We start from the raw sequence: 22806 nt of genomic DNA, 5'->3' as shown, positions 1-22806 counted from the left end.
GGGCTAGTCCTCTCGAGCGGGACGCGCACCCGCCAGGGTCTCGGTCAGCACCGCACCGATCCGTGCCAGGGCCGCGTCGGTGGTCATGTGCCAGTGGGTGACCGCGACCGGATGATTACGGATGCCGCCGAGCATCGCGCCGGTCCACGTCGATGCGCCCGCCACTCCGGTCGGATCGTCCTGCGAGGCAGTGAAATAGACCAGATCGCCCGCCACCGGGATCGGATGGTATTCGGCCTCGAGCGAACTCACCGCCGCCTCGAGCACCCGGGAGATCCGGTCGGCGCCGAAGGATGCGAACGGCTCGGGCAAACGGGACAGGTACTCGACCAGCTGCGGCAGGTCGTGGATCTCGGGGGCCGGGGCATCGTCGAACGACCGCCCGAGCAGCCCGCTGAGCAGCTCGATCGGCTCGGGACCGGCGATCGCGCCGGACTCGTGGACCAGGCGGCTGTCCATCATCGCGAGCAGCCCCACCTGCTCGCCCTCGGCCTGCAGCAGGGCCGCGATCGCATGGGCGATCACACCGCCCTGCGACCAGCCCAGCAGATGGTAGGGCCCGGACGGCTGGACCGTCCGCATTTCCCGCAGGTAGCGACGGGCCCAGTCCTCGATGGAGGCGGGCGGCGGCTCGTCCGATGCCAGCGCCGGTGACTGCAGTCCGTAGAGGGGCCGATCGGGGTCCAGGTGCGCCGCCAGGCCGGCGAACGACCAGGCGATACCGCCGATCGGATGGACGCAGAACAGCGGCGCCGACCCGCCACCCGGGCGGATCGGAAGCAGCACCTCGAACGCACCGGCCGCGTCGATCCGGCCGGCCCGCAGCCCCGCGGCCAGGGCCCCGGGTGTCGCGGCGGTGAACAGCGCCGTGACCGGTACCCGGTGTCCCAGTACGGAACTCAGCCGCGCGGCCACCCGGGTGGCAAGCAGCGAACTGCCGCCGCATTCGAAGAAGTTGTCGTCCAGCCCGATTCGATCCGCTCCGAGCACCTCGGCGAAGATCTCACACACCATCCGCTCGTCGGCGGTGACCGGCGGCCGATAGTCCCCCGTCGCGAATACCGGTGCGGGCAGGGCTTTGCGGTCCACCTTGCCCATCGGGGTGAGCGGCACCCGGTCCAGCACCATCAGCGCCGCCGGGATCAGATGCCGGGGCAGGCGGGCGGTGAGATCGGCGCGCACGGCGGCCGGGTCGAGTGGGTGGCCCGGCGCCGCCAGCACAAACGAGACCGGAACGAGCGCACCGGCGCCGTTGCGGCGGCCCACCGTGAGGGCGAAATCGATGCCGGGGAGTGCGCGCAGTGCGGCGTCGATCTCGCCGAGTTCGACGCGGATGCCGCGGATCTTGACCTGAGAGTCCGTGCGCCCCAGGTATTCCAGTTCAGGAGTGCCGGCGGGTCCGGTGGTCCACCGCACGAGATCACCGGTCCGGTACATGCGCCGCCCCGCCGGTCCCCACGGATCGGCGAGGAAGTGCTGCCCGGTGAGGCCGGGCCTGCCGTGATAGCCCCGCGCCAGTCCGACCCCGGACAGGTAGAGCTCGCCGACGACGCCGGGCGGCACGGGCCGCAACCGGGAGTCCAGCACCATCGTGGTGATGCCGTACTTCGGGGTGCCGATCGTGATCTTCCGGCCCGCCACGACGCAGACGCCGGTCGAGCCGACCGTCGCCTCGGTCGGACCGTACGCGTTGACGAACCGACGACCCGGCTGCCATCGAGACACCAGATCCTCGGTCAGCGCGTCGCCGCCGGAAACCACGACCCGCAACTCCGGGAGTCCGCCGGGGTCGACGGTCGCCAGGACCGCCGGAATGCTCATCCAGTGCGTAATCCGTTCGGCGCGAGCCAGTTCCGCGAGGTCTTCGCCGCCGATCAGGTCGGACGGCGCGATGACCAGGGTGGCGCCGGTGCTGAACGTCATCAGCCACTGCTGCACGGTGGGATCGAAACTCGGTGTGGTGTGATCCAGCACGCGATGTCCGGCGTCGACCTGGAGCGCCTCGCGGGCGTACTGGGTCAGCGCCGCGAGCCCCTCGTGCGAGACCACCACGCCCTTGGGCGCCCCCGTCGATCCGGAGGTGTAGATCACATACGCCGGATGCGAAAGCCGCAGCGGCGCAAGTCGATCCGCATCGCCGATCGGATCGCTCGACTGCCCCGCGCATGATGCCTCGGTCGCCGGATCGTCCAGGATCAGCCATGTCGCCCCCACCGGCAGCCGATCGGCGAACGCGGCGATGCTCACGCCGAGCACGGCGCCGGAATCGGCCAGCATGTACCGCACCCGATCCTCGGGATACGTCGGATCCACCGGAACGTACGCACCACCGGCCTTGGCCACCGCCCAGACCGCGGCGACCATCTCGTACGAGCGCGGCAAGGCCAGGGCGACAACATGTTCGGGTCCCACACCGCGTTCGATCAGGACCCGGGCCAGCCGGGAGGAGTACGCGTCGAGTTCGCCGTAGCCGACCGATACCCCGCGATGGCGGATCGCGGTGCGGTCGCGCCCGAGGGCAACCCCGCGCGTCAGCAGGTCGGGCATGCGACCGGACAGCGTCGGCGCGCCACCGGACGCCGTGGTCAGCCGATCCCGTTCGGCCGCGTCGACCAGGTCGATTCCGGCCAGCCGCAGGCCCGGGCGCCGGGCGAACTCGTCCAGCACGCGCAGCAGCCGATCGGCCAGACCCAGGACCGATTCCTCGCTGAAAATGTCACTGCGGTAAGGAAATTGGATTCGAATCTGCGCATCCACGGTGACCACCACGGTCAGCGGGTAGTGACCGTAGTCGGCCTCCCGGATGTCGGCGATCACGAGACCGTCGACATCGCCTGCCGCGCTGCGCAATCCAGCGGCATCGACCGGGAAAGACTCGAAGGCCACCAGGGTATCGAACAACTCGTCGGCGCCTGCGGCTCGTTGCATCTCGGGCAGTCCGAGGTGGTGGTGGTCCAGCAGCGCGGCCTGCTCGCGCTGCAGCCGGGCCAGCAGTTCGGTCACGGTCTCGTGCGGATCGATGCGCACCCGCACGGGGATGGTGTTGACGAACATGCCGACCATTTCGTCGACACCCGCCAGGGAGGCGGGCCGCCCCGAGACGACGGCGCCGAACACCACGTCGGCGTGACCGGTGGTGGCCGACAGCACCAGCCCCCAGGCCGCCTGGACCAGGGTGTTCACCGTTACCTCGGCCGCCGCGGCGGCGGCAACCAGCGCCGCCGTGTGCGGGGTGGGCACCACGACCTCGTGACAGCGAAATCCCGTGACCGGCGTGCCGGGACGCTCGAGTGCGGCGGTGAGCGCGGTGGGCGTCGCACCGGTCAGCGCCGTGGCCCACACACGGCGCGCGGCAGCGCTGTCCCGAGCGGCCAGCCATCGCAGATAGTCACGGTAGGGGCGTGGGCGGGGCAGCGCGGCCGCCGCACCGTGCGCGGCGTACAGCGCCAGCAGATCCCGTACCAGCAGCGGTATCGACCAGCCGTCGATCAGGATGTGGTGCGCGGTGATCGCGAGGTAGGTGCGTCCGGACTCCGTGCGGCACAGGGTGAATCGCGCCAGGGGCGGCCGCGCCGGATCCAGGCGCTGCGCGGCGGTCAGCAGTGCGGGCAGGTCGGCATCGCGGACGCCCTCGTGCTGCTGCCACGGCAGGTCGATGGGGTCGATGACTAGCTGTACCGGAGTCCCATCGGCGGTGCGCGCGAACGCGACCCGCAGATTGTCGTGCCGATCGAACAGGGCCCGAACCGCCAGGCGCAGCCGGTCCGCGTCGACGACGCCGGACAGTTCCAGCACGAACTGGCCGAGGTAGTCGTCGACCGTCCCGGCCGCGAGTTCCAGATGGAACAGCAGACCGGCCTGCATCGGTGCGAGCGGCAGGACCTCCGAGATGTGTTCGTATCGCTGTCGCCAGGCCGCCAGGTCCTCGTCCGGCACCTGGACCAGCGGCGTATCCGAGGAGGCGGTGTCAGCCTCGGGCTCGACACGGACCGCGATCCGTGCGAGCGCCGCCACCGTCCGGTGCTCGAACACGTCGGCGGGACCGAACGCCAGCCCCGCCGCCCGGGCTCGCGACACCAGCCGCAGCGACATGATGCTGTCGCCGCCGAGCGCGAGAAACGAGTCGTCGGCCCCGACCGTGGGTACTCCGAGCAACTCGGTGAACAGCGTTGCGAGGGTCCGCTCGTCGGTGGTCTCCGGCGCGCGGTACGGGCGAGCGAAGACGGGTTCGGGCAGCGCCGCCCGGTCGATCTTGCCGACAGGCGTCAGCGGCAACTCGTCCAGGACCGTGATCAGCACGGGCACAAGGTGATCCGGTAGCCGACTCGCGGCAAAAGTGACCAGTTCCCCTGCATCCGGGGCGGTTCCGGCAAGCCCTACGATGTAGGAAACCAATCCAGTTGCACCCGACGGTAATTCAGATCCGATCGTCAACGCGACATCCACGTCCGGGTGATCGGACAGCACCTCGTCGACCTCGCTGGGCTCGACGCGAATTCCGCGGATCTTCACCTGGAAGTCCGCGCGGCCGACGAACTCCAGTTCCCCGTGGTCACGCCGTCGTACCAGGTCACCGGTGCGGTACATCGTGGAACCCGCAGTCCCGGCGTACCCCGGCGCGGCCACGAAACGCTGCGCCGTCAGGCCTGGCCGACCGAGATAGCCTCGCGCCTGCGCCGGACCCGACAGGTACAGCTCACCGACCACCCCGAAGGGCACAGGCTCGAGCCGCGAATCCAGCACCCACGCACCGACTTCCGGAAAGGGGGCGCCGATCGTGATCGGCTCGCCGGGCCGGATCGCGGCGCTGCCGGTCGCCAGGATCGTCGCCTCGGTCGGCCCGTATCCGTTGTGGAAGGCCCGTGCACCGCTCCAGCGATTCGCGAGCTCCGGGCCGAATCGGTCTCCCGCAACCACCACGACCCGCAGGTCCGGCAGGTCGGTGGCGTCCACCGATTCCAGCGCGGCGGGCGTGATGAGCAGGTGGGAGATCCGTTCTCGCCGTAGGAGATCCGCGAGATCGGCGCCACCGACCACACCGGGCGGCGCCACCACCAGAGTCGCACCCGAAGCGAACGCCAACAGCAGCTCGAGCACCGACACATCGAAGCTGAGCGAGCAGAGCTGCAGCACCCGCGACGCGGCGTCCACCCCGTATCTCCGCTGCGCCGCGGCGACCAGCGGGCCGAGGCCGGAATGCGTGACCACGACCCCCTTGGGCCGTCCCGTGGAGCCCGAGGTGTAGATGACATACGCCGGATGCTGGTCGTGAATCCTGCGCACCCGATCCAGGTAGGTCACCGGGTCCGCCGGACGCCCGGCAATCGCCCCGGCCTGTTCCGGCTCGTCCAGCTCGATCCAGGGGATACCCGCGCCAAGTGCTCCGCGATGCCGGGTCAGCGTCACCCCGAACGCCGCTCCGGAGTCGGCGAGGATGTGGCCGATACGTTCCGCAGGGAAGGCCGGGTCCACCGGGAGGTACGCCGCGCCCGTTTTCGCGACCGCCCACACCGACACCACCGACTCGACGCCGCGGCCCAGGGCGACGGCCACCACGTCCCCCGCGCCGGCACCGCGATCGATCAGCTCCCGCGCCAGCCGCGTGGAGGCCCCGTCCAGGTCCGCGTAGGTGATGTCGCGGTGGTCGTCCGGCTCCCCGGTGGGATCGAACCGGATCGCCACCGCGTCGGGGCGATGGTCCACGGCGGCGGTCAGTAACTGCCCGAAGTGCGGGACACGCGGGCGGCGACGATCGCGCAGCGCCCGACGACCCTCGAATTGCACCGTCATGACCGCATCGCGCTCCCTGCTTCTCCGCCCGAGCGCGGAAACCTGCTCCGCGTCGGCACGATGGAGTATCGGGAGTGCGGTGGAGGATCCGCAATCGCGGGACCGTTCACTGCCGGGAACGTTAGGTGGCCCGCGGACTTATCGCACAGGCGCCGGCGATCTCGTTCACCTGGAGTTTGCTGAACGGTGCCGGGCCGCCTCGAGGGCTACTCGGTCCACCGCGTCATCCACCAGGCGGTAGGGGCGCCCGCGTCGGCCCGACGCTAGCCTGGTTCGCATGGCTGTCGTAAAGATCAATGCAATCGAGGTGCCCGAGGGCGCGGGACCCGAGCTGGAGAAGCGGTTCGCCCATCGCGCCCACGCGGTGGAGAACTCGCCGGGCTTCCTCGGGTTCCAGCTGCTTCGCCCGGTCGCCGGTGACAACCGGTATTTCGTTGTCACGCAGTGGGATTCGGAGGAGTCCTTCGCCGCGTGGCGGGACGGCCCGGCCAAGGAGGCCCATGCGGGCGACCCGAGCCGCAAGCCGGTGGCCACCGGGGCCTCGCTGCTCGAGTTCGAGGTTGTGCTCGACGTGACGAGCAAGACGAACTGACCCTCGTTGCCCGGCCGCCTGACCTCACGGTGCTCGTGGCCGGGACCGGACAAACGATCCGGCCACGAGCGCGCCGGGCAGACTGGACTCTGCGAACCGGTGAAGGCGGCCGCGGCCCCTTCATCAGGTTCGCAGAGTGCAGTGGTCCGCGTGACGCGTCAGGCCTCGAGCGCGGCGTCCAGCTCGATGGTGTCGACCCCGGCGAGCGCCTTGCTGACCGGGCACCCGGCCTTGGCCGCTGCCGCAGCGGTCTGGAATGCCGCCGCGTCGATACCGGTGACTCGGCCGCGGACGGTCAGCTTGATTCCGCTGATGCGAAACCCGCCCGCCGGATCCGGCCCCAGGGTCACATCGGCGTTGACGTCCAGGCTCTGCACGGTGCCGCCGGCATTGCCGATCTCCGCCGACAGCGCCATCGCATAGCACGAGGAGTGCGCGGCCGCGATCAGCTCCTCCGGGCTGGTCGTGCCGTCGGCGTTGTCGGCCGCGCGCTTGGGGAACGACACGTCGTACTTGCCGACGCCGGAGCTGACCAGCTCGACCTGTCCGGAACCGTCCTGCAGGCCCCCGCTCCATGCGGTGCGCGCGCTACGTGTTGGCATCACTGTCCTTTCGCAGTTGGAATAGAACGCCGTCCGACCACGAACCTACCCGTTCGCCACGACCGATCACCATGCTCGAGCCGCAAACGATCTACCAACCCCTGGTGCGCTCATCGAGCTGTTCGAGCACCATCGGCCAGGCCTGGCTGTGCCGGTCGCGGGCGGCCTCGCCGGCGAATCCGCGGTGGTTCAGCGTCAGGTGGGTGCCCTCCTCGGCCGGGGCGAGCTCGACGGTGACGACGGTCTCGGCGCCCTCGGTGCCCCCCGCACCCGTCACCCACGTCAGCTCGACCAGCCGCGCGGGCTCGAGCCGCAGGAAGCGGCCGTAGTGCGGATGCCGGGCCCCATCGCCCTCGGCCTGGAAGAAGAAGGGCGCGTTCACCGCGGCCCGCATGAGCACCGAATCCGGTGCGGCGAACCAGTCGCCGAACCGCTCGGTCCAGGCGCTGTACAGCGCCTGCGGAGATGCGGCCATCGTCCGCTCGGCGGTGAGATCGAACGGGCGCGCCGACAGATCGGGTACGCCAATCGGCTCATCACTCATGCCCGGACGATACCGCGGGGGCCCGACACATCCGGCCCACGTGAGCCGGTTTCGGCCGACGCCGTTCCGGGGCGCACTCGTCCGAAACGCTCAGGCCATGTCGCGACGACGCACCAACCACACGGTCCCCACGGCGAAAACTACGATGTAGATTCCGAGCACCACGAACGAGGCCGGGCGGGACAGAATGTCCAGCACCCCGGGCGTCGCGGCGCCCTTGACCGTGCGCATCGCGCCCGCGAGCGATCCCGCCGCCGTGCCGGGGAGATGATCGGTGATCGAGCGGATCGGCGAGAAGATGGACGCCACGCCGCGCAGCAGATTCTCCACCACCAGCACGTAGACCAGCCCCAGCCCCACGGCCAGCGCCGGACCCCGGGCCAGCACACCGATCAGCGCGCCCGCCAGCGTCCACATCGCGAGAATGACTGTGCCCGTGACGATTCCGAGCACGATCCGCCCGAATCCGGGCAGCGCCAGCGCCTGATGCTGGACCGCGCCGATCAGCGCGGCGACCCCGGTGTCGACGACGAAGGCGGTCAGCACCAGCCCCACCACGACGCCCACCAGCGCGATCACCGTCCCGCCGATCACCCGCACGCGCGACGGCCCCTGGGTGAGAACGGTTTTCCAACTGCCCCAACCATATCCGCTACCGGTCACCAGCGCGCCGAGCACCAACATCAACGCCCCGCCGAACATCGCCATGCCCTGGGTGAACACCTCCGGCACCGCCGCGGGCAGCATGAGCTGCAACAGGATCGCGCGCGGCTGGCCGTCGGACATCCGCGTGTTCGAACCTGTCGTGTAGGCAAGATAATTGAACAGATACGCGAAGACGAGATTGAGCACGATCCAGGCGCCGAGAATTGTCCAGAACGCGGGCCATTTTCGCAGCCGCGTGAATTCCGCTCGCGTGCAATCCAATAGATCTCTCATAGCGCGTTGTCCCGGTCGCACTTCCCGGACAGTCGACAATGATTCGGTCATGACGCGTCCTCCGTCTTCGTCATTTCGAAAAAGACCTCCTCCAAGGACTTTTCATCGGTGCGCAGTTCCAGCAGGTCCGCGCCCGCCTCGATCACCGCACGCGCCACCTTCGGCGCCGTTGCCGTACCCGCATCGACTCTGATGCCGGCGGCGGTCAGCAGTGCGGATCGCTCACCCACCACCGCGCGCACCGCGGGGAAGGCGAGTTCGGCGGGCTCGGCCCGCAGGAAAAGGGTTGCCGCGCCACGCAATTCACTCACCGTGGACTGCGCGAGCAGGCGCCCTCGGGAGATCACACCGACGCGGTCGCAGATCTCCTGCACCTCGCTGAGCAGGTGGGAGGACAGCACGACGGTGTGCCCGTCGGCGGCCAGATCGATGATCAGCTCCCGCATCTCGGCCATTCCGGCCGGATCCAGGCCGTTGGTGGGTTCGTCCAGAATCAGCAGGTCCGGGCGGCCCAGCAGGGCCGCGGCCACGCCGAGGCGCTGCTTCATCCCGAGGGAGTAGGCGCGGAAGCGGTCGTTGCCGCGTTCGGACAGGCCCACGCGCCGCAGCACGTCCTCCACGTCGTCGCGGGTGCTGCCCCGGTACCTGGCGAGCACGCGCAGATTGTCGCGGCCGGACAGGTACGGATAGAAGCCCGGACCCTCGATCAGCACCCCCGTGCGACGCAACACCCGCGGATCGCCCGGACGGTGGCCCAGCACGGTCGCCGTGCCCGACGTCGGGCGGATCAACCCGACCAGCATGCGCAGCGTGGTGGTCTTACCGGCGCCGTTGGGGCCCAGGAAGCCGTAGATCTCGCCGCGATGCACCGTCATGTCGACCGCGTCTACGGCGACCTGATCGCCGTAGCGCTTGGTCAGGGCCTCGGTGTGCACGACCGCGGCGGCCGAGTCGGGTCCGGTAGGCGCCTGCGCAACCACTGTCCCGCCGGTGGATTCCGAATCGTTCATGCCTTCGAGAATCCGCGCGATGCCCGCGCGATACATCCGCCGCCCGGCGCGATCGGCCGTACGTATCCGGACGTAATTCGCGGTGCGCAGGACCCAATTCCGCCGCAGCGACGCTACCGTTCGAGAGTGGACTCACGCACACCTCCGCCTCGCCGGCGCTCGGCTCCGCCGTGCGCGAGGCGTGCGGTGTCCACGATTCGCCCGCCTCGCTCCGGCACGCGCCCCGGCGGCGGAACCGTGCTGCTGGTGTTGATCGTGGCCTGCGTCCAGCTGGGCGCCGGCCATGCGGCGAACCTGCACTGGCACAACCACGGCTCGCACGCGCTGAACGCGTTCGGCTACGCGCTGCTGGTGGCCGGTCCGCTGCTGCTGCTGGCGCGACGGCGCTTCCCGTTGCCGGTGCTGCTGGGCACGCTGGCCATCACGCTGACCTACCTGCTCGCGGGCTTCGGCTTCGGTCCGGTCTTCATCGCCCTGGCCATCGCGTTCCTGTCGGCCGCCACGCGCGGCTCGCGCTGGTACACCTATCCGGTCGTGCCGCTGGGGTTCTTGTTGATGGTGTGGCCCGCGCCGGGGATTCCCGGGCGCCCGGACAACGACTGGGCGATCCTCGGTCTGCTGGCCTGGCTCTCGGTGCTGGTCGCGCTGGCCGAGGGCGCGCGGCAGCGGCGGGTGGTACATCAGGCCCGGCGCCAGCGCGCCGAATCCGCCCGCCGCAACCGGCAGGCCGAACAGGCCCGGGAGGCGGCGCAGCGCGAGCAGCGGGCGACCCAGGAGCGCCTGGCGATCGCCCGCGAACTGCACGACGTGCTCGCGCACAGCCTCTCGCTGATCAATGTGCAATCCTCGGTGGCGCTGGAACTGCTGGACCGCCGGCCCGAGCAGGCGGCGACCGCACTGGCGGCGATCAAATCGGCCAGCCGCGACGCGCTCGGCGAGGTGCACGCACTGCTGCAGTCGATTCGCGCGGGCACCGAACCCGTTGCGGCGCCGACGAGTCCGACGGTGCGGGTCAGCGAGCTGGATGCACTGCTGGAACCGGCCCGGGCCGCGGGCCTGGTGGTGCGGGCCGAGGTCAACGGCACCCCGGGACGCCTGCCCGCAGTGCTGGACGTGGCCGCGGCCCGCATCGTGCAGGAATCGCTGACCAACGTGCTGCGCCACGCCCCGGGCTCCGAAGCGATTGTCGGCGTGAACTATTCCCCCGGCGAGCTGCTGCTGTCGGTCGAAAACACCGCGCCGCCGAACGCTCCACAACCATCCACAACCCCGGGCGGCAACGGCATCACCGGAATGGTCGAGCGCGCACACGCCCTGGGTGGCGACCTGTCCGCCGTCCCGCTGCGCACCGGCGGGTTCCGCGTCACCGCCCACCTCCCGATCCCCGAGGAGAGCTGATGAACATTCGAGTCGTGGTTGCCGACGATCAGGCGCTGGTGCGGGGCGGGTTCGCGGCGCTGCTGGACGCGCAGGAGGGGATCGAGGTGGCCGGGGAGGCTGCCGACGGGGAGCAGGCGGTGCGGCTGTGCCGGGAGTTGGTGCCGGACGTGGTGCTCATGGACATCCGGATGCCGGTGCTGGATGGGCTGGCCGCCACCCGGCAGATCGCCGCGGATCCCGCGCTGGCCGAGGTCCGGGTGGTGGTGCTGACCACCTTCGAGCTCGACGAGTACGTCTTCGAGGCGATGCGTTCGGGCGCAACGGGATTCCTGGTCAAGCACACCGAGCCCGCGGACCTGGTGAAGGCGGTGCGGGTGGTGGCCGGGGGCGATGCGCTGCTGTCCCCCAGCGTCACTCGCCGCCTGGTCGCGGAATTCGCCTCGCGCGCAAAGCCCGCGCCCGCGGCCGAGCTGACCGAGCTGACCGATCGCGAGCGCGAAGTGATGACGCTCGTCGCGGAGGGCCTGACCAATGCCGAGATCGCAGAGCGGCTGTTCCTGAGCCCGGCCACCGCCCGCACCCATGTGAGCCGAATCCTGTTGAAGCTCAACGCCCGCGACCGGACGCAGCTCGTGGTAATGGCGTACGAATCAGGACTCGTTCGCCCCGGCTGGCAGTGAGTCACCACCGCTCCACGCACGCGCTCGCCAGTGAAATCCCGTGGGGCACACCCGGGTCGGCTTGCTCGCGCTCAACGCCCCGGATCGGCTTGCTCGCGTTCGGAGTCCGTGAAACCCCGAGACGCGCCGGCCGGATCGGGAACCTGCAAACGCTCGGAATAAGCGGCCGCAGCGCGGAATACCCCCGCAACGGCCTCCGGCGCGGCGGCGTACGTAATCGAATCCTGCCTGCGGAATCCCATCCGGCTACCGGTCTCGACCGCGTCCATATTCGCGCCCAGGAAGAGGAAATTCCAGCTGTACAGCTCCTGCTGCTGGGTGATCAGCGCCCGGACCGCCTCGTGCGTCCATTCCCGGCTCGAATTCTCGTGCCCGTCGGTGAGCACGACGACGATCACCGTTCCCGGCCGCTCGTTTTCCGGGCGCCCCGCCAGTTCCGCGCCGACATCGGTGATCAGCCGCCCGACCGCGTCGTACAGGGCCGTCATCCCGCGCGGCTGCAAATCCAGTGGCGGCACCTGCGCGATCGGCCGATTCGCGTAGATCGGCTCGTATTCGGTATCGAACCGGGCCAGCGTGACCTCGATTCGTTTCGGCACCCCGCGCTGCTGCTCGATATACGCGTCGAATCCGCCCTCGGTATCGGATTTGATCGATTGCATCGACCCGGAACGATCGAGTAGCGCGGCAATCAATGTCAGGTCGGCATCGGTCATGGGAATACCCCCGGTCGAATCTCGTGTACCCGTAACCCACGGTACGCGCGGCCATCCACCAGACGAGACCCCATTTTCCCCTGCACTCCCGCCCTTTTTCTCCCCCGGCCGCACCCGGCTGCGAGTTCAGCCGGTCGCCGTACCGAGTCCGAGCCGGATCGCCCGCTCCAGCGGCGAGTACGCGCCGTCCGGCCGGTCGAGCACACACGGCTCGCGCAGGGTCAGCGGCGGCTGCGCCATGAATTTCGGCCGCCCCGTCCGGTTCGGCTGCGCCGCATGGACGAGAAAGGGATGACACAGGTACACGTCCCCGGCCCGTCCGGTGGCCAGCGCCTCCGGCAGGTCGGCCGTGGCCGCGTAGGTGTCCAGCAGTTCGAGCAATGTCCGGCCCGCTTCCCCGGCCGACGCCAGCACCGACGGCAACCGCAGATGTGAACCGACCCTGATCCGGGTGGGCGCATCATCGGCGTCCACGTCGGAGAACAGAAAGAGCATCAACAGCGCGCGGCCCTGGGACCACAGGTTGACCCTCCAATTCAGGTAGTCCGTCCCCTCCCCGAAACTGGCGTCCACATGCCAGCCGTCGTCACCCGGTGCCACGGCGCTCGGAAACCGAATCGGCCAGCTTCCCAGGCTGTCTCGGGGCGCCCACCGTCCCGCCCCGACAAGTTGATCGAATGCCTCGCGCAACGCCGGGGCATTCGCGGCGGTCCGGAACGGTTCCTGCGCCATGTCCCCCAGCCGGACCACCGGCTGGGTCCACGTCGACGCGTCGTCCGGATCGCAACCCGTTGCCCGCCACAGGATTTCCCGCCCCGCAGCGGCGGTCTCGCGCGAAAACGCCTGCTCCACCTTCACGAAGCCGTCGGTGATGAAGGTATCGATCCGAGTCTCGGTCAGCATGGGGTTCCCTTCGCCGCACATCGTCAATGACCATGAACGACGGCTTACGGTTCCGCCACCGAATTTCTCCCGAATCGTTGCCCGGAGAATGCCGACGGCCCCCTCTCGCGAGTGCGAGAGGGGGCCGTGCGGTGAAACCTTCCGGACTACTCCCCGGACGCCGCGGTCTCGCCCGCGAGCGCCGCGACCGGCTTCTCCTCGGTGTCGACCGGGGCGACCGGCTTGGGCCGGCCGACGAAGGTGAACTTCGCGTCCTCGCCGGTGCCCTCGCCGTCCCAGCCCTCGACGTCGACCGCGACGATCTGACCGGGGCCGACCTCGCCGAAGAGGATCTTCTCCGACAGCTGATCCTCGATCTCGCGCTGGATGGTCCGGCGCAGCGGGCGGGCGCCCAGCACCGGATCGAAGCCGCGCTTGGCCAGCAGGCTCTTGGCCTGGTCGGACAGCTCCATCTCCATGTCCTTGTTCCGCAGCTGGTTGCCGACCCGGTTGATCATCAGGTCCACCATCTCCACGATCTGATCGGTCGTGAGCTGGTGGAAGACGATCACGTCGTCGATGCGGTTGAGGAACTCGGGGCGGAAGTGCTTCTTCAGCTCGTCGTTGACCTTGAGCTTCATCCGCTCGTAGTTCGAGCCCTCGGCGTTGCTCTGGCTGAAGCCGAGGCCGACGGCCTTCGAGATGTCCGAGGTGCCCAGGTTCGAGGTGAAGATCAGCACGGTGTTCTTGAAGTCGACCGTGCGACCCTGGCCGTCGGTGAGGCGGCCATCCTCGAGGACCTGCAACAGGGTGTTGTAGATCTCCTGGTGGGCCTTCTCGATCTCGTCGAACAGCACGACCGAGAACGGCTTGCGGCGCACCTTCTCGGTGAGCTGGCCGCCCTCCTCGTAGCCGACGTAGCCCGGAGGGGCACCGAACAGGCGCGAGGCGGTGAAGCGGTCGTGGAACTCGCCCATGTCGATCTGGATGAGCGCGTCGTCGTCGCCGAACAGGAAGTTCGCCAGCGCCTTGGACAGCTCGGTCTTACCGACACCGGACGGACCGGCGAAGATGAACGAGCCCGACGGACGCTTGGGATCCTTCAGACCGGCGCGAGTGCGGCGGATGGCCTTGGAGACGGCCTTGACCGCGTCCTCCTGGCCGATGATCCGCTTGTGCAGCTCGTCTTCCATGCGGAGCAGACGGGTGGTCTCCTCCTCGGTCAGCTTGAACACCGGGATGCCGGTCCAGTTGGCCAGCACCTCCGCGATCTGCTCGTCGTCGACCTCGGCCACGACGTCCAGATCGCCGGAGCGCCACTGCTTTTCGCGGTCGGCACGCTTGGCGACGAGCTGCTTCTCCTTGTCGCGCAGGCGCGCGGCCTTCTCGAAGTCCTGCGCGTCGATCGCGCTTTCCTTCTCCCGGCGCGCGTCGGCGATCTTGTCGTCGAACTCGCGCAGGTCCGGCGGCGCGGTCATCCGGCGAATGCGCATGCGCGCGCCCGCCTCGTCGATCAGGTCGATCGCCTTGTCCGGCAGGAACCGGTCGTTGATGTAGCGGTCGGCCAGCGTGGCCGCCGCGACCAGCGCGGAATCGGTGATCGAGACGCGGTGATGCGCCTCGTACCGGTCGCGCAGGCCCTTGAGGATGTTGATGGTGTGCTCAACGGTCGGCTCGCCGACCTGCACCGGCTGGAACCGGCGCTCGAGGGCGGCGTCCTTCTCGATGTACTTGCGGTACTCGTCGAGGGTGGTCGCGCCGATGGTCTGCAGCTCGCCGCGGGCCAGCTTGGGCTTGAGGATCGAGGCCGCGTCGATGGCGCCCTCGGCCGCGCCCGCACCGACCAGCGTGTGCAGCTCGTCAATGAACAGGATGATGTCGCCGCGGGTGTTGATCTCCTTGAGCACCTTCTTCAGGCGCTCCTCGAAATCACCGCGGTAGCGGCTGCCCGCGACCAGGGAACCCAGGTCGAGGGTGTACAGCTGCTTGTCCTTCAGCGTCTCGGGCACCTCGCCGTTGACGATGGCCTGGGCCAAGCCCTCCACGACGGCGGTCTTACCGACGCCGGGCTCGCCGATCAGCACCGGGTTGTTCTTGGTGCGGCGCGAGAGCACCTGCATGACGCGCTCGATCTCTTTCGCGCGTCCGATGACCGGGTCGAGCTTGCCCTCGAGCGCGGCCTGGGTCAGGTTTCGGCCGAACTGGTCGAGCACCAGCGAGGTGGACGGGGTGCCCGACTCGCCACGCGAGCCCGACTCCACCGGCTCCTTGCCCTGGTAGCCCGACAGCAGCTGGATGACCTGCTGACGCACGCGGTTGAGATCGGCGCCCAGCTTGACCAGCACCTGGGCGGCCACGCCCTCGCCCTCGCGGATCAGACCGAGCAGGATGTGCTCGGTACCGATGTAGTTGTGGCCGAGCTGCAGCGCCTCGCGCAGGCTCAGCTCCAGCACCTTCTTGGCGCGCGGGGTGAACGGGATGTGCCCGGACGGGGCCTGCTGGCCCTGGCCGATGATCTCCTCCACCTGGCTGCGTACGCCCTCCAGCGAGATGCCGAGTGACTCCAGCGACTTGGCCGCGACGCCCTCACCCTCGTGAATCAGCCCCAGCAGGATGTGCTCGGTGCCGATGTAGTTGTGGTTGAGCATCCGGGCCTCTTCCTGGGCCAGGACAACGACACGCCTCGCGCGGTCGGTGAACCTCTCGAACATCGCTCCCTCACTCTCCTGCTCCGACATTCCGGCATCCGGCGCTCAGTCGACTGAGAGCAAGCCTGCCATGAAGCCTTGGGGTTGCATCCCCCGCCTCCACTCTAGTTGGCGAGGGTCGCGGTCGCCCTCCATCCACCCTAGGCGAACAGATCACAACCCGACTTATTCATGCACAACGTGCCCCTGGTCGTAATCGTTTCCACCCCGACTATGCCGAGAGCGAACAATCCGCTTCCCAGCCGCGGCGGTCACCTCTACCCCCCCGCGAGCGGGGAGACGAAGTGACACGGCACCGGGACCGGGTGCGCCGGGTCCAGGGCGTTGAGGGCGTAGGCGGCCGCGCGGGAGTCCCCTGCCAGCCCCGCGTGCTCGGAGTAGTCGGCCTGGCAACCGTCCTGGACCAGGATGTTGGTGACGCCCGGGCCCGGGGTCAGGCCGACCGTATAGGGGACGATCGCCTCGTCGTAGCGGGTCTCGATAGTGGTGTAGGTGACATGCGGGTCGTAGATGCCGTCCGCGTTCAGGGCGCGCATGAACTCCGACTGCCCGGCCATCTGGCCGCACGGGATGCACATGCCGGCCGAGAGCAGCGCGTCCACGGCGGGTTCGGCGCCCAGCTGCCGGGCGAACATCCGCACCGGATCCGCCACCGGACCGAACGTGCCCACCCACGGCGCGGCCAGGCCGACGAACCGATGGACCTCGCTGTCCCCGCCGAGCCGCTTGATGAAGTAGTTGCCGACCGTATTGCCCTGGGAATGGGCGATCAGATCGACCCGCGCCGCCCCGGTCCCCGCCAGCACCCGATGCACGAACGCGGCGAGCTGCGCCGCGCTGTCCTGGATGGGCCGCATGCCGCCGATCGCCGAGACGGGCCAGGGCAGATTGTCGTAGGCCCCATAGGTCAGCGAGTAGACGCAGTACCCGGCATCGGCCAGCAACGGCACGTAGGTGCCCCAATTGGTTTGCGCCCCACCGCCGGTGCCGTGCACCAGGACCACCGGATCCGGATGCGCGGCGGTGGGCCGACAGGAGAAATCGTTGGATCCCGGCAGCGATCCGCCCGGATGCTCGAGCTCGTTCGGGATGCCCGAGAAGAAGTTGTAAACGATCGGATAATCCGCCGCGGCGGTTCCGACGGCACCGGTAAGCAGGGCCATCAGAACGGCCATGACCAGCAATGATCCGGGCAATCCGCGCCGCAAAAGCTTCCGCATGGACCCTCCCAAGTTAGTACACGTTCCGGGAAGGCTAGTTGGAACACGTTTCATTCGGAGCGGAATCGGCGAACGCCGTCGCGGAACCGGCTACAGATCGCGGTCGGCGATGATCCCGCTCTGCATCGCCAGGCCCGCCAGCCGCACCCGCTTCTGGTTCTGCGGCAGATCCTCCACCCCGAACTTCGAGAACAGCGTGCGCAGATGGGTCTTGATGGCGTCCACGCTCAGGAACAGCTCGTCGGCGATCTGCTGATTCGAGGCGGGCGTGGCGAATCCGGCATTGTTCTTGTACGGGCGGCACAGCGCGATCAGCACCGAGCGCTGGGTCTCGGTGAGCGAGCGCAGCGTGGGAAACGAACCGGAGGAGATACGGGTCGCATCGTCGGCGACGCCGCCGAAGTCGTGGAACGACACCATCGAGCTGCCCATCCGGATCCGGTCGCCCGGGGCCAGCCGCCGACGGCCCACCAGCCGCTCACCATTGACGAAGGTGCCGTTGCGCGAGAGGCCGTCGTCGATGATCGTCCATTGCGCACCCAGGTATTCCACCGCGGCGTGCAGCCGCGAGACCTCGGCGTCCCAGGACAGACTCAGATCCGCCTGCGACGACCGCCCGATGGTGATGCGCTGCACGTCCGGGGTAAGCATCAGTTCCTGCTGCCGGCCGGTGTCGTCGGCGAAGCGCAGGAACGATCCGTGAAATCCCGTCACCGCGCCGACACCCCTGTGGTCCGCTCGACCAGCGACGTATATTGCACGGTTTCTATGGTGCCGCGCCACGCAGCGCCTAGCAAGATCGGTAACCGCTATCGGCGCACAACACCCGTCACTGGTTATATCTAATACGCATGAAAACGCCGCAGCTGTCCGGGTGTCGCACGATTTCTCCGGACGGCTGCGGCAAATGGAACAACCGGTCGTTCTTCACCATCGACCGGTGACCGCGCCGGTACTAGTTGGCGCGCCCGACTTCCTTGTTGTACGCCTCGGTAATATCCGCGGAGATGCGGCCGCGGGCGGAGACCTTGTGACCCTTGCGGCGCGCCCATTCCCGAATTGCGGCGCTCTGCTCGCGATCCATCGACACGCGGCTCTTGGGCGCGCCGGCGCTCGGGCTGGTGGCCTTGCCAGTGCGGCGGCGGCCGCTCACCCGGCGCGCGCTGGCGACCCAGGTTTCCAGACCGTCCCGCAGCTTTGCCGCGTTTGTCGTGGACAAGTCGATCTCGTATGAAACACCGTCGATCGCAAACTCGATGGTCTCCTCCGCGATGGACTCACCGTCGACATCGTCGATCAGGCTAACGGTGACCTTCTTTGCCATGAGATGAACGTCCTCTCGAAATCGTGCGACCCGCATACTAGGCCGATACCCGAGTCGAGAATACCTCTATTTTCGAAATTTCCAAGCCGGAGGTTCGAGAATGAATCCGAACTGCACTCAACGAGACGCGGGACGCACAATTGGGAACAGTATCGTTTCCCGGATTCCATGCCCCGTCAGTGCCATCAGCAACCGATCGATTCCCATACCCGTACCGGTAGTCGGCGGCATGCCGTGTTCCATCGCGGCCAGGAAGTCCTCGTCCAGCCGCATCGCCTCGTCGTCACCCGCCGCGGCCAATCGAGCCTGATCGACGAACCGCTCCCGCTGAATCACCGGATCCACGAGTTCCGAATAGCCCGTTGCCAACTCGAAGCCGCGCACGTAGAGATCCCACTTCTCGGTCACGCCCGCCTTGCTGCGATGCTGCCGCGTCAGTGGCGAGGTCTCCACGGGGAAGTCGCGCACGAAAGTCGGTGCGTAGAGCTTGTCGCCGTAGACGTGCTCCCACAGTTCCTCGACCAGTTTGCCGTGTCCATAGCCCTTGTCCTGCGGAATTTCCAGACCGACGCGATCCGCGAGAGCCAGCAATTCCGGCACCGTCGTTTCCGGAGTGACCTGCACACCCAGCGAGTCCGACAGCGAGGGGTACATCTCGACGGTGTTCCACTCGCCGCTCAGGTCGTATTCTGTACCGTCGGCCAGCGTCACCACCTGGGTGCCGAAGACCTCCTGCGCGACCTCCTGGATCAATTCCCGCATCATCCGCGCGGAATCGTCGTAGGTGCCGTACGCCTCGTAGGTTTCCAGCATCGCGAACTCGGGCGAATGCGTGGAATCGGCGCCCTCGTTGCGGAAGTTGCGGTTGACCTCGAAGACCTTCTCGATGCCACCGACCACGCAGCGCTTGAGGAACAGCTCCGGCGCGATGCGCAGGTATAGGTCCATATCCAGGGCATTGGAATGGGTGATGAACGGACGCGCCGCGGCGCCGCCGTGCAGGGTCTGCAGCATCGGGGTCTCCACCTCGAGGAAACCCCTGCGCTCCAACGCATTTCGCAGCGCGAGCACCGCCTTCACCCGGGTGCGCGCCATTTCCCGCGCCTGCGGGCGCACGATCAGATCGACATACCGCTGCCGGACCCGGGCCTCCTCGCCCATCTCCTTGTGCGCGACCGGCAGCGGGCGCAGCGACTTGGCGGCCATGGACCAGGAATCGGCCATGACGCTCAATTCCCCCGTACGCGAGGAGATCACCTCACCGTGCACGAATACGAAGTCTCCGAGGTCGACATCGGACTTCCAGGCGGCCAGCGCATCGGCACCGACGCCGTTCAGGCTGATCATCGCCTGCAACTGCGTGCCGTCGCCCTCCTGCAACCGCGCAAAACACAGCTTGCCGGTATTGCGCACAAATATGACACGTCCCGCGATACCGACCGTCAGGCCGGTCGAGGTATCAGGTTCGAGCTCGGGATAGGCCTCACGAATTTCCGCGAGCGTATGTGTGCGCGGCACCACAACGGGATACGGTTCCACACCGCCGGCGAGCAGGCGCTCGCGCTTCTCCCGGCGAATCCGCATCTGCTCCGGGACGTCGACTTCCGCTGCGGCAGGACGGGTTTGCCCCGTGGGATTGCCGCCCGCGGAGCTACCGGTGGAAGGGTTGTTCGGGGTGCTCACACGCATACCCTATCGTGCGCGGAGAAATGGTTTTACTCCGCCCGAGCAGTGCCCCGCGGCGCCGAATCGGCCGCAATTAGGCGCACCCGCTCGACCGGCCTTCCACCCCACACCGAATCCCGCCCGTAAATGCCGTAAACCGGGCAGATTTGCGAAATCGGCTGTGCCGCGCGGTCATTCACGACCGTGCGGCGGCAATTACGCCGAGACGAGCGCGCCGACCTCGCGCACGAAGTGAGGTGCGCCACTGGCCACCGACAGCAACCCCGCCGCCTTGAGGGCCTGATATCCGCCGACCAGATCGGTGGCCCGAGGCAATCCGAGCTGCTGCAGGGACGCCGCGGCCAGGCTCGAGGTATATCCCTCGGAGCAGACGACGATCCATTCCACATCGGGTCCGGAGGCCAGGGCGAGGCGGGCGGAACTGGTCGGATCCAGGCGCCATTCCAGCACATTGCGCTCGATGACCAGCGCACCCGGCAGGGTGCCCTCCTTCACCCGCTGCGCCTGCGGCCGAATATCGACCAGCAGCGCGCCGCGGGCGATCGCGTCGGGCAATTCGAATGCGTAGATGCGCCGCAGCCGGGCGCGGGCCTCGTCCAGCATGCGATCGATCGTCGACTGGGTCATTTGACATCGCCTTCCGGCTGATCGGTCAGGACGGTCCGGTTGCGGCGCAGGGTGCCGTGGCCGGTGACCTCGTAATAGGACATGGCGGTGAGCGGTGGTGAATAGGCATGCACGGACAGTGTCGGATCCAGCGGGCCGGGCACCGCGTTCTCGGGTGCGCGCACCACGTCGTGCACCCAGCCGAGCGGGAACGAAGCCTGATCGCCCGCCGACAGCGTGCGTTCGCGCAATTCCCTGCCGTTCCAACGGAATTCCGACAGCGCACCACTGAGCACGGTGAGCGCGCCTAGCGATCCGGCATGATCGTGCAGTTCGGTCGAGCGGTCCGGCACCCAGCTGATCAGCCAGACGTCGACCTCTTCGTCGGCGGACAGCCTTGTGGCCCAACGCTCTTCGCGGGGCCAGGCACCACCGGGTGGCAGGAGATGGTCGTACCGGCCCGCCAGCACGTCCTCGGCGCCCTCATCGGTCAGGCGCAGCAGATCCGCCGGGCGGAGGCGAGTGGGCAGGGCCGAGGCGATCGCGCGATCAGTGACGTCGGCGGACAGGCGGGAGGTCGCGGGCACGTGCGAGGACAGCGCGCGAGGGGAAAGGGTGAGTGCAGAGGAACGCATGAGCGAGGCTCCAGGGGAAGTGTGCTGACCGGGGGGCGGATACGAAGCCCCGACATCAGCCGAGGCGAATCAGCCTCGACAACACTCCTGGATGCTCACGCGGTACGACACGTCGGCGAGTCTAGCAGGCGAACCGGCCGATGCAAGAACTCGGCCGCCGCACCGGGCCGGCTACAGGTCCGGAATCGGTAGGCGTGCGGCGTTCACCTGCGCCGCTGTTGATTCCGCTCGTACACCACACGAAGGCCCTCGTGGGTCAGATGCGGTTCGAAATGGTCGATGGTCTCGGACTCCGGCACGATCAGCGCCGCGCTCGCGCCGGTTGCGACCACCGCGACGTCGTTGCCCGCGAACGCGTCCATCTCGTCGCGGATGCGATCGATCAGGCCGTCCACCAGGCCCGCGAAGCCGAAGATAGCCCCGGACTGCATGCACTCCGCGCTGTTCTTGCCGACCACCGAGCGCGGGCGCGCCAGCTCCGCGCGGCGCAGCGCGGTCCGTGCGACCAGCGCCTCCATGGAGATCTCCACGCCGGGGGCGATGGCGCCGCCGAGGAACTCGCCCTTGGCCGACACCAGATCCACGCAGATGGCGCTGCTGCCGAAATCGACCACGATCGCCGCCGTGCCGTACCGCTGGAAGGCCGACAGGCAGTTCACGATGCGGTCCGCGCCGACCTCCTTGGGGTTGTCGACCAGCAGCGGAATGCCCGTGCGCACCCCCGGCTCGACCAGGACGTGCGGCACGTGGGCCCAATACCGGCCCAGCATGTCGCGCAGCTCCCGCAGCACCGGCGGCACGGTCGAGAGCGCGGACACCCCGACCACCTGCTCGATCCGGTCCCCGATCAGCCCGCGCACCTGCATCGCGAATTCATCGGCCGTCAGCAGCGGATTGGTGTGGGTACGCCAGGTCTGCACCAGCTTCGAATGCTCGCCGCTGCCGGAGAACAACCCGATCTCGATACTGGTGTTACGGACATCGATGGTCAGCAGCATCGGATGCGCCGATTCCTTTCACGCGTGGTTGGTGCGCCGCGACCGACGCTCACGCCGGGGTGAGCGAGCGCGGGGAGGTGAGCCCGGACCCCTCGGGCGCGTGCGCCGGATCGCTGCCGAGATCCACCTGACGGTTCTTCTCGTCGACGAACACCACCCGCGGCGCATACTCGCGCAGTTCGGTCTCGTCCATCATGCCGTAGGCGATCAGGATCACCAGATCGCCCGGGTGAACCAGATGCGCTGCGGCGCCGTTGATTCCGATCACACCCGAGCCGCGCTCGCCCGCGATGACGTAGGTCTCGAGGCGCGCGCCGTTGTCGATGTCGACGATGCAGACCTGCTCGCCCTCGAGCAGATCCGCGGCGTCCATCAGATCGGGGTCCACGGTCACCGAGCCGACGTAGTGCAGATCGGCGTGGGTCACGGTGGCGCGGTGGATCTTCGACTTCATCATGGTGCGCAACATCGGTGTACTTCCTAACTACGGCAGT

Annotated in this window: 19 protein-coding genes; 3 read left to right on the top strand and 16 right to left on the bottom strand. The window is 68.4% G+C overall.

Going from position 1 to position 22806, the window contains the following annotated elements:
• Positions 1–3: 3 nt before the first annotated feature.
• On the bottom strand, positions 4–5790 hold the full coding sequence (locus KO481_RS03795; RefSeq protein WP_215915472.1) for a non-ribosomal peptide synthetase: 5787 nt from the start codon (positions 5788–5790) through the stop codon (positions 4–6).
• Between the two features lie 277 nt (positions 5791–6067).
• Here KO481_RS03795 and KO481_RS03790 point away from each other — a divergent pair, with 277 nt between their 5' ends.
• Positions 6068–6382, top strand: coding sequence for an antibiotic biosynthesis monooxygenase family protein (locus KO481_RS03790; RefSeq protein ID WP_215915471.1), 315 nt, complete (start codon positions 6068–6070; stop codon positions 6380–6382).
• A gap of 158 nt (positions 6383–6540) precedes the next feature.
• Here the strand turns inward: KO481_RS03790 and KO481_RS03785 are convergent, their stop codons facing one another.
• The 4 genes from KO481_RS03785 to KO481_RS03770 form a co-directional block, all read right to left on the bottom strand.
• Positions 6541–6984 carry an OsmC family peroxiredoxin gene (locus KO481_RS03785; RefSeq protein WP_215915470.1) on the bottom strand — a complete coding sequence of 148 codons (444 nt, stop codon included), beginning with the start codon at positions 6982–6984 and terminating at the stop codon, positions 6541–6543.
• A gap of 91 nt (positions 6985–7075) precedes the next feature.
• Positions 7076–7528: an SRPBCC family protein gene (locus KO481_RS03780; RefSeq protein WP_215915469.1), complete on the bottom strand. Its 453-nt coding sequence runs from the start codon at positions 7526–7528 to the stop codon at positions 7076–7078.
• Positions 7529–7618: 90 nt separating this feature from the next.
• A complete protein-coding gene (locus tag KO481_RS03775) occupies positions 7619–8467 on the bottom strand; it encodes an ABC-2 transporter permease (protein ID WP_215915468.1) in 849 nt (282 codons plus the stop codon).
• A gap of 47 nt (positions 8468–8514) precedes the next feature.
• Positions 8515–9342 (bottom strand): ABC transporter ATP-binding protein, encoded by an 828-nt coding sequence (locus tag KO481_RS03770; RefSeq protein WP_372451918.1) that lies wholly within the window; start codon positions 9340–9342, stop codon positions 8515–8517.
• Between the two features lie 321 nt (positions 9343–9663).
• Between KO481_RS03770 and KO481_RS43835 the strand changes: the two genes are divergently transcribed.
• Positions 9664–10875, top strand: coding sequence for a sensor histidine kinase (locus KO481_RS43835; protein WP_215915992.1), 1212 nt, complete (start codon positions 9664–9666; stop codon positions 10873–10875).
• Positions 10875–11537, top strand: coding sequence for a response regulator transcription factor (locus KO481_RS03760; protein WP_215915466.1), 663 nt, complete (start codon positions 10875–10877; stop codon positions 11535–11537). The genes KO481_RS43835 and KO481_RS03760 overlap by 1 nt, the downstream gene beginning before the upstream one ends.
• Positions 11538–11608: 71 nt before the next feature.
• On the opposite strand, the gene KO481_RS03755 is transcribed toward KO481_RS03760, so the two are convergent.
• The 11 genes from KO481_RS03755 to panD all read right to left on the bottom strand — a co-directional run bounded on the left by KO481_RS03755 (position 11609) and on the right by panD (position 22781).
• A complete protein-coding gene (locus KO481_RS03755) occupies positions 11609–12253 on the bottom strand; it encodes a vWA domain-containing protein (RefSeq protein ID WP_215915465.1) in 645 nt (214 codons plus the stop codon).
• Positions 12254–12379: 126 nt separating this feature from the next.
• The gene (locus KO481_RS03750; RefSeq protein WP_215915464.1) at positions 12380–13156 is read right to left on the bottom strand and encodes a phytanoyl-CoA dioxygenase family protein; all 777 of its coding nucleotides are present in this window, start codon (positions 13154–13156) and stop codon (positions 12380–12382) included.
• Positions 13157–13302: 146 nt separating this feature from the next.
• Positions 13303–15846, bottom strand: a complete 2544-nt coding sequence (locus KO481_RS03745) for an ATP-dependent Clp protease ATP-binding subunit (RefSeq protein ID WP_215915463.1) — start codon at positions 15844–15846, stop codon at positions 13303–13305.
• Positions 15847–16100: 254 nt separating this feature from the next.
• Positions 16101–17063, bottom strand: coding sequence for an esterase/lipase family protein (locus tag KO481_RS03740; RefSeq protein WP_215915462.1), 963 nt, complete (start codon positions 17061–17063; stop codon positions 16101–16103).
• A 90-nt stretch (positions 17064–17153) separates the two neighbouring features.
• On the bottom strand, positions 17154–17714 hold the full coding sequence (locus KO481_RS03735; RefSeq protein ID WP_215915932.1) for an FHA domain-containing protein: 561 nt from the start codon (positions 17712–17714) through the stop codon (positions 17154–17156).
• Between the two features lie 304 nt (positions 17715–18018).
• A complete protein-coding gene (locus tag KO481_RS03730; RefSeq protein ID WP_215915461.1) occupies positions 18019–18387 on the bottom strand; it encodes a histone-like nucleoid-structuring protein Lsr2 in 369 nt (122 codons plus the stop codon).
• A 117-nt stretch (positions 18388–18504) separates the two neighbouring features.
• Positions 18505–19971 (bottom strand): lysine--tRNA ligase, encoded by a 1467-nt coding sequence (lysS, locus tag KO481_RS03725; RefSeq protein WP_215915931.1) that lies wholly within the window; start codon positions 19969–19971, stop codon positions 18505–18507.
• Positions 19972–20268: 297 nt separating this feature from the next.
• Positions 20269–20700 carry a rhodanese-like domain-containing protein gene (locus KO481_RS03720; protein WP_215915460.1) on the bottom strand — a complete coding sequence of 144 codons (432 nt, stop codon included), beginning with the start codon at positions 20698–20700 and terminating at the stop codon, positions 20269–20271.
• Positions 20697–21314, bottom strand: a complete 618-nt coding sequence (locus KO481_RS03715; RefSeq protein ID WP_215915459.1) for a cysteine dioxygenase — start codon at positions 21312–21314, stop codon at positions 20697–20699. Before KO481_RS03715 ends, KO481_RS03720 begins: the two co-directional genes overlap by 4 nt.
• 203 nt (positions 21315–21517) lie before the next feature.
• Positions 21518–22312 (bottom strand): type III pantothenate kinase, encoded by a 795-nt coding sequence (locus KO481_RS03710; RefSeq protein WP_215915458.1) that lies wholly within the window; start codon positions 22310–22312, stop codon positions 21518–21520.
• Between the two features lie 49 nt (positions 22313–22361).
• Positions 22362–22781 carry an aspartate 1-decarboxylase gene (gene panD / locus KO481_RS03705; protein WP_215915457.1) on the bottom strand — a complete coding sequence of 140 codons (420 nt, stop codon included), beginning with the start codon at positions 22779–22781 and terminating at the stop codon, positions 22362–22364.
• Between the last annotated feature and the right edge of the window lie 25 nt (positions 22782–22806).

This window comes from Nocardia albiluteola, assembly GCF_018860155.1.
Taxonomy (GTDB): domain Bacteria; phylum Actinomycetota; class Actinomycetes; order Mycobacteriales; family Mycobacteriaceae; genus Nocardia; species Nocardia albiluteola.
Note: the sequence above shows the minus strand (reverse complement) of the source record. Positions and strands in the feature narration are given on the sequence as shown.

Excerpts from the sequence above, each read along its gene's own strand:
- KO481_RS03795 (WP_215915472.1), bottom strand. The coding sequence starts at position 5,790 with ATGACGGTGCAATTCGAGGGTCGTCGGGCGCTGCGCGATCGTCGCCGC.
- KO481_RS03790 (WP_215915471.1), top strand. The coding sequence starts at position 6,068 with ATGGCTGTCGTAAAGATCAATGCAATCGAGGTGCCCGAGGGCGCGGGA.
- KO481_RS03785 (WP_215915470.1), bottom strand. The coding sequence starts at position 6,984 with ATGCCAACACGTAGCGCGCGCACCGCATGGAGCGGGGGCCTGCAGGAC.
- KO481_RS03780 (WP_215915469.1), bottom strand. The coding sequence starts at position 7,528 with ATGAGTGATGAGCCGATTGGCGTACCCGATCTGTCGGCGCGCCCGTTC.
- KO481_RS03775 (WP_215915468.1), bottom strand. The coding sequence starts at position 8,467 with ATGAGAGATCTATTGGATTGCACGCGAGCGGAATTCACGCGGCTGCGA.
- KO481_RS03770 (WP_372451918.1), bottom strand. The coding sequence starts at position 9,342 with ATGACGGTGCATCGCGGCGAGATCTACGGCTTCCTGGGCCCCAACGGC.
- KO481_RS03760 (WP_215915466.1), top strand. The coding sequence starts at position 10,875 with ATGAACATTCGAGTCGTGGTTGCCGACGATCAGGCGCTGGTGCGGGGC.
- KO481_RS03755 (WP_215915465.1), bottom strand. The coding sequence starts at position 12,253 with ATGACCGATGCCGACCTGACATTGATTGCCGCGCTACTCGATCGTTCC.
- KO481_RS03750 (WP_215915464.1), bottom strand. The coding sequence starts at position 13,156 with ATGCTGACCGAGACTCGGATCGATACCTTCATCACCGACGGCTTCGTG.
- KO481_RS03745 (WP_215915463.1), bottom strand. The coding sequence starts at position 15,846 with ATGTTCGAGAGGTTCACCGACCGCGCGAGGCGTGTCGTTGTCCTGGCC.
- KO481_RS03740 (WP_215915462.1), bottom strand. The coding sequence starts at position 17,063 with ATGCGGAAGCTTTTGCGGCGCGGATTGCCCGGATCATTGCTGGTCATG.
- KO481_RS03735 (WP_215915932.1), bottom strand. The coding sequence starts at position 17,714 with ATGCTTACCCCGGACGTGCAGCGCATCACCATCGGGCGGTCGTCGCAG.
- KO481_RS03730 (WP_215915461.1), bottom strand. The coding sequence starts at position 18,387 with ATGGCAAAGAAGGTCACCGTTAGCCTGATCGACGATGTCGACGGTGAG.
- lysS (WP_215915931.1), bottom strand. The coding sequence starts at position 19,971 with ATGCGGATTCGCCGGGAGAAGCGCGAGCGCCTGCTCGCCGGCGGTGTG.
- KO481_RS03720 (WP_215915460.1), bottom strand. The coding sequence starts at position 20,700 with ATGACCCAGTCGACGATCGATCGCATGCTGGACGAGGCCCGCGCCCGG.
- KO481_RS03715 (WP_215915459.1), bottom strand. The coding sequence starts at position 21,314 with ATGCGTTCCTCTGCACTCACCCTTTCCCCTCGCGCGCTGTCCTCGCAC.
- KO481_RS03710 (WP_215915458.1), bottom strand. The coding sequence starts at position 22,312 with ATGCTGCTGACCATCGATGTCCGTAACACCAGTATCGAGATCGGGTTG.
- panD (WP_215915457.1), bottom strand. The coding sequence starts at position 22,781 with ATGTTGCGCACCATGATGAAGTCGAAGATCCACCGCGCCACCGTGACC.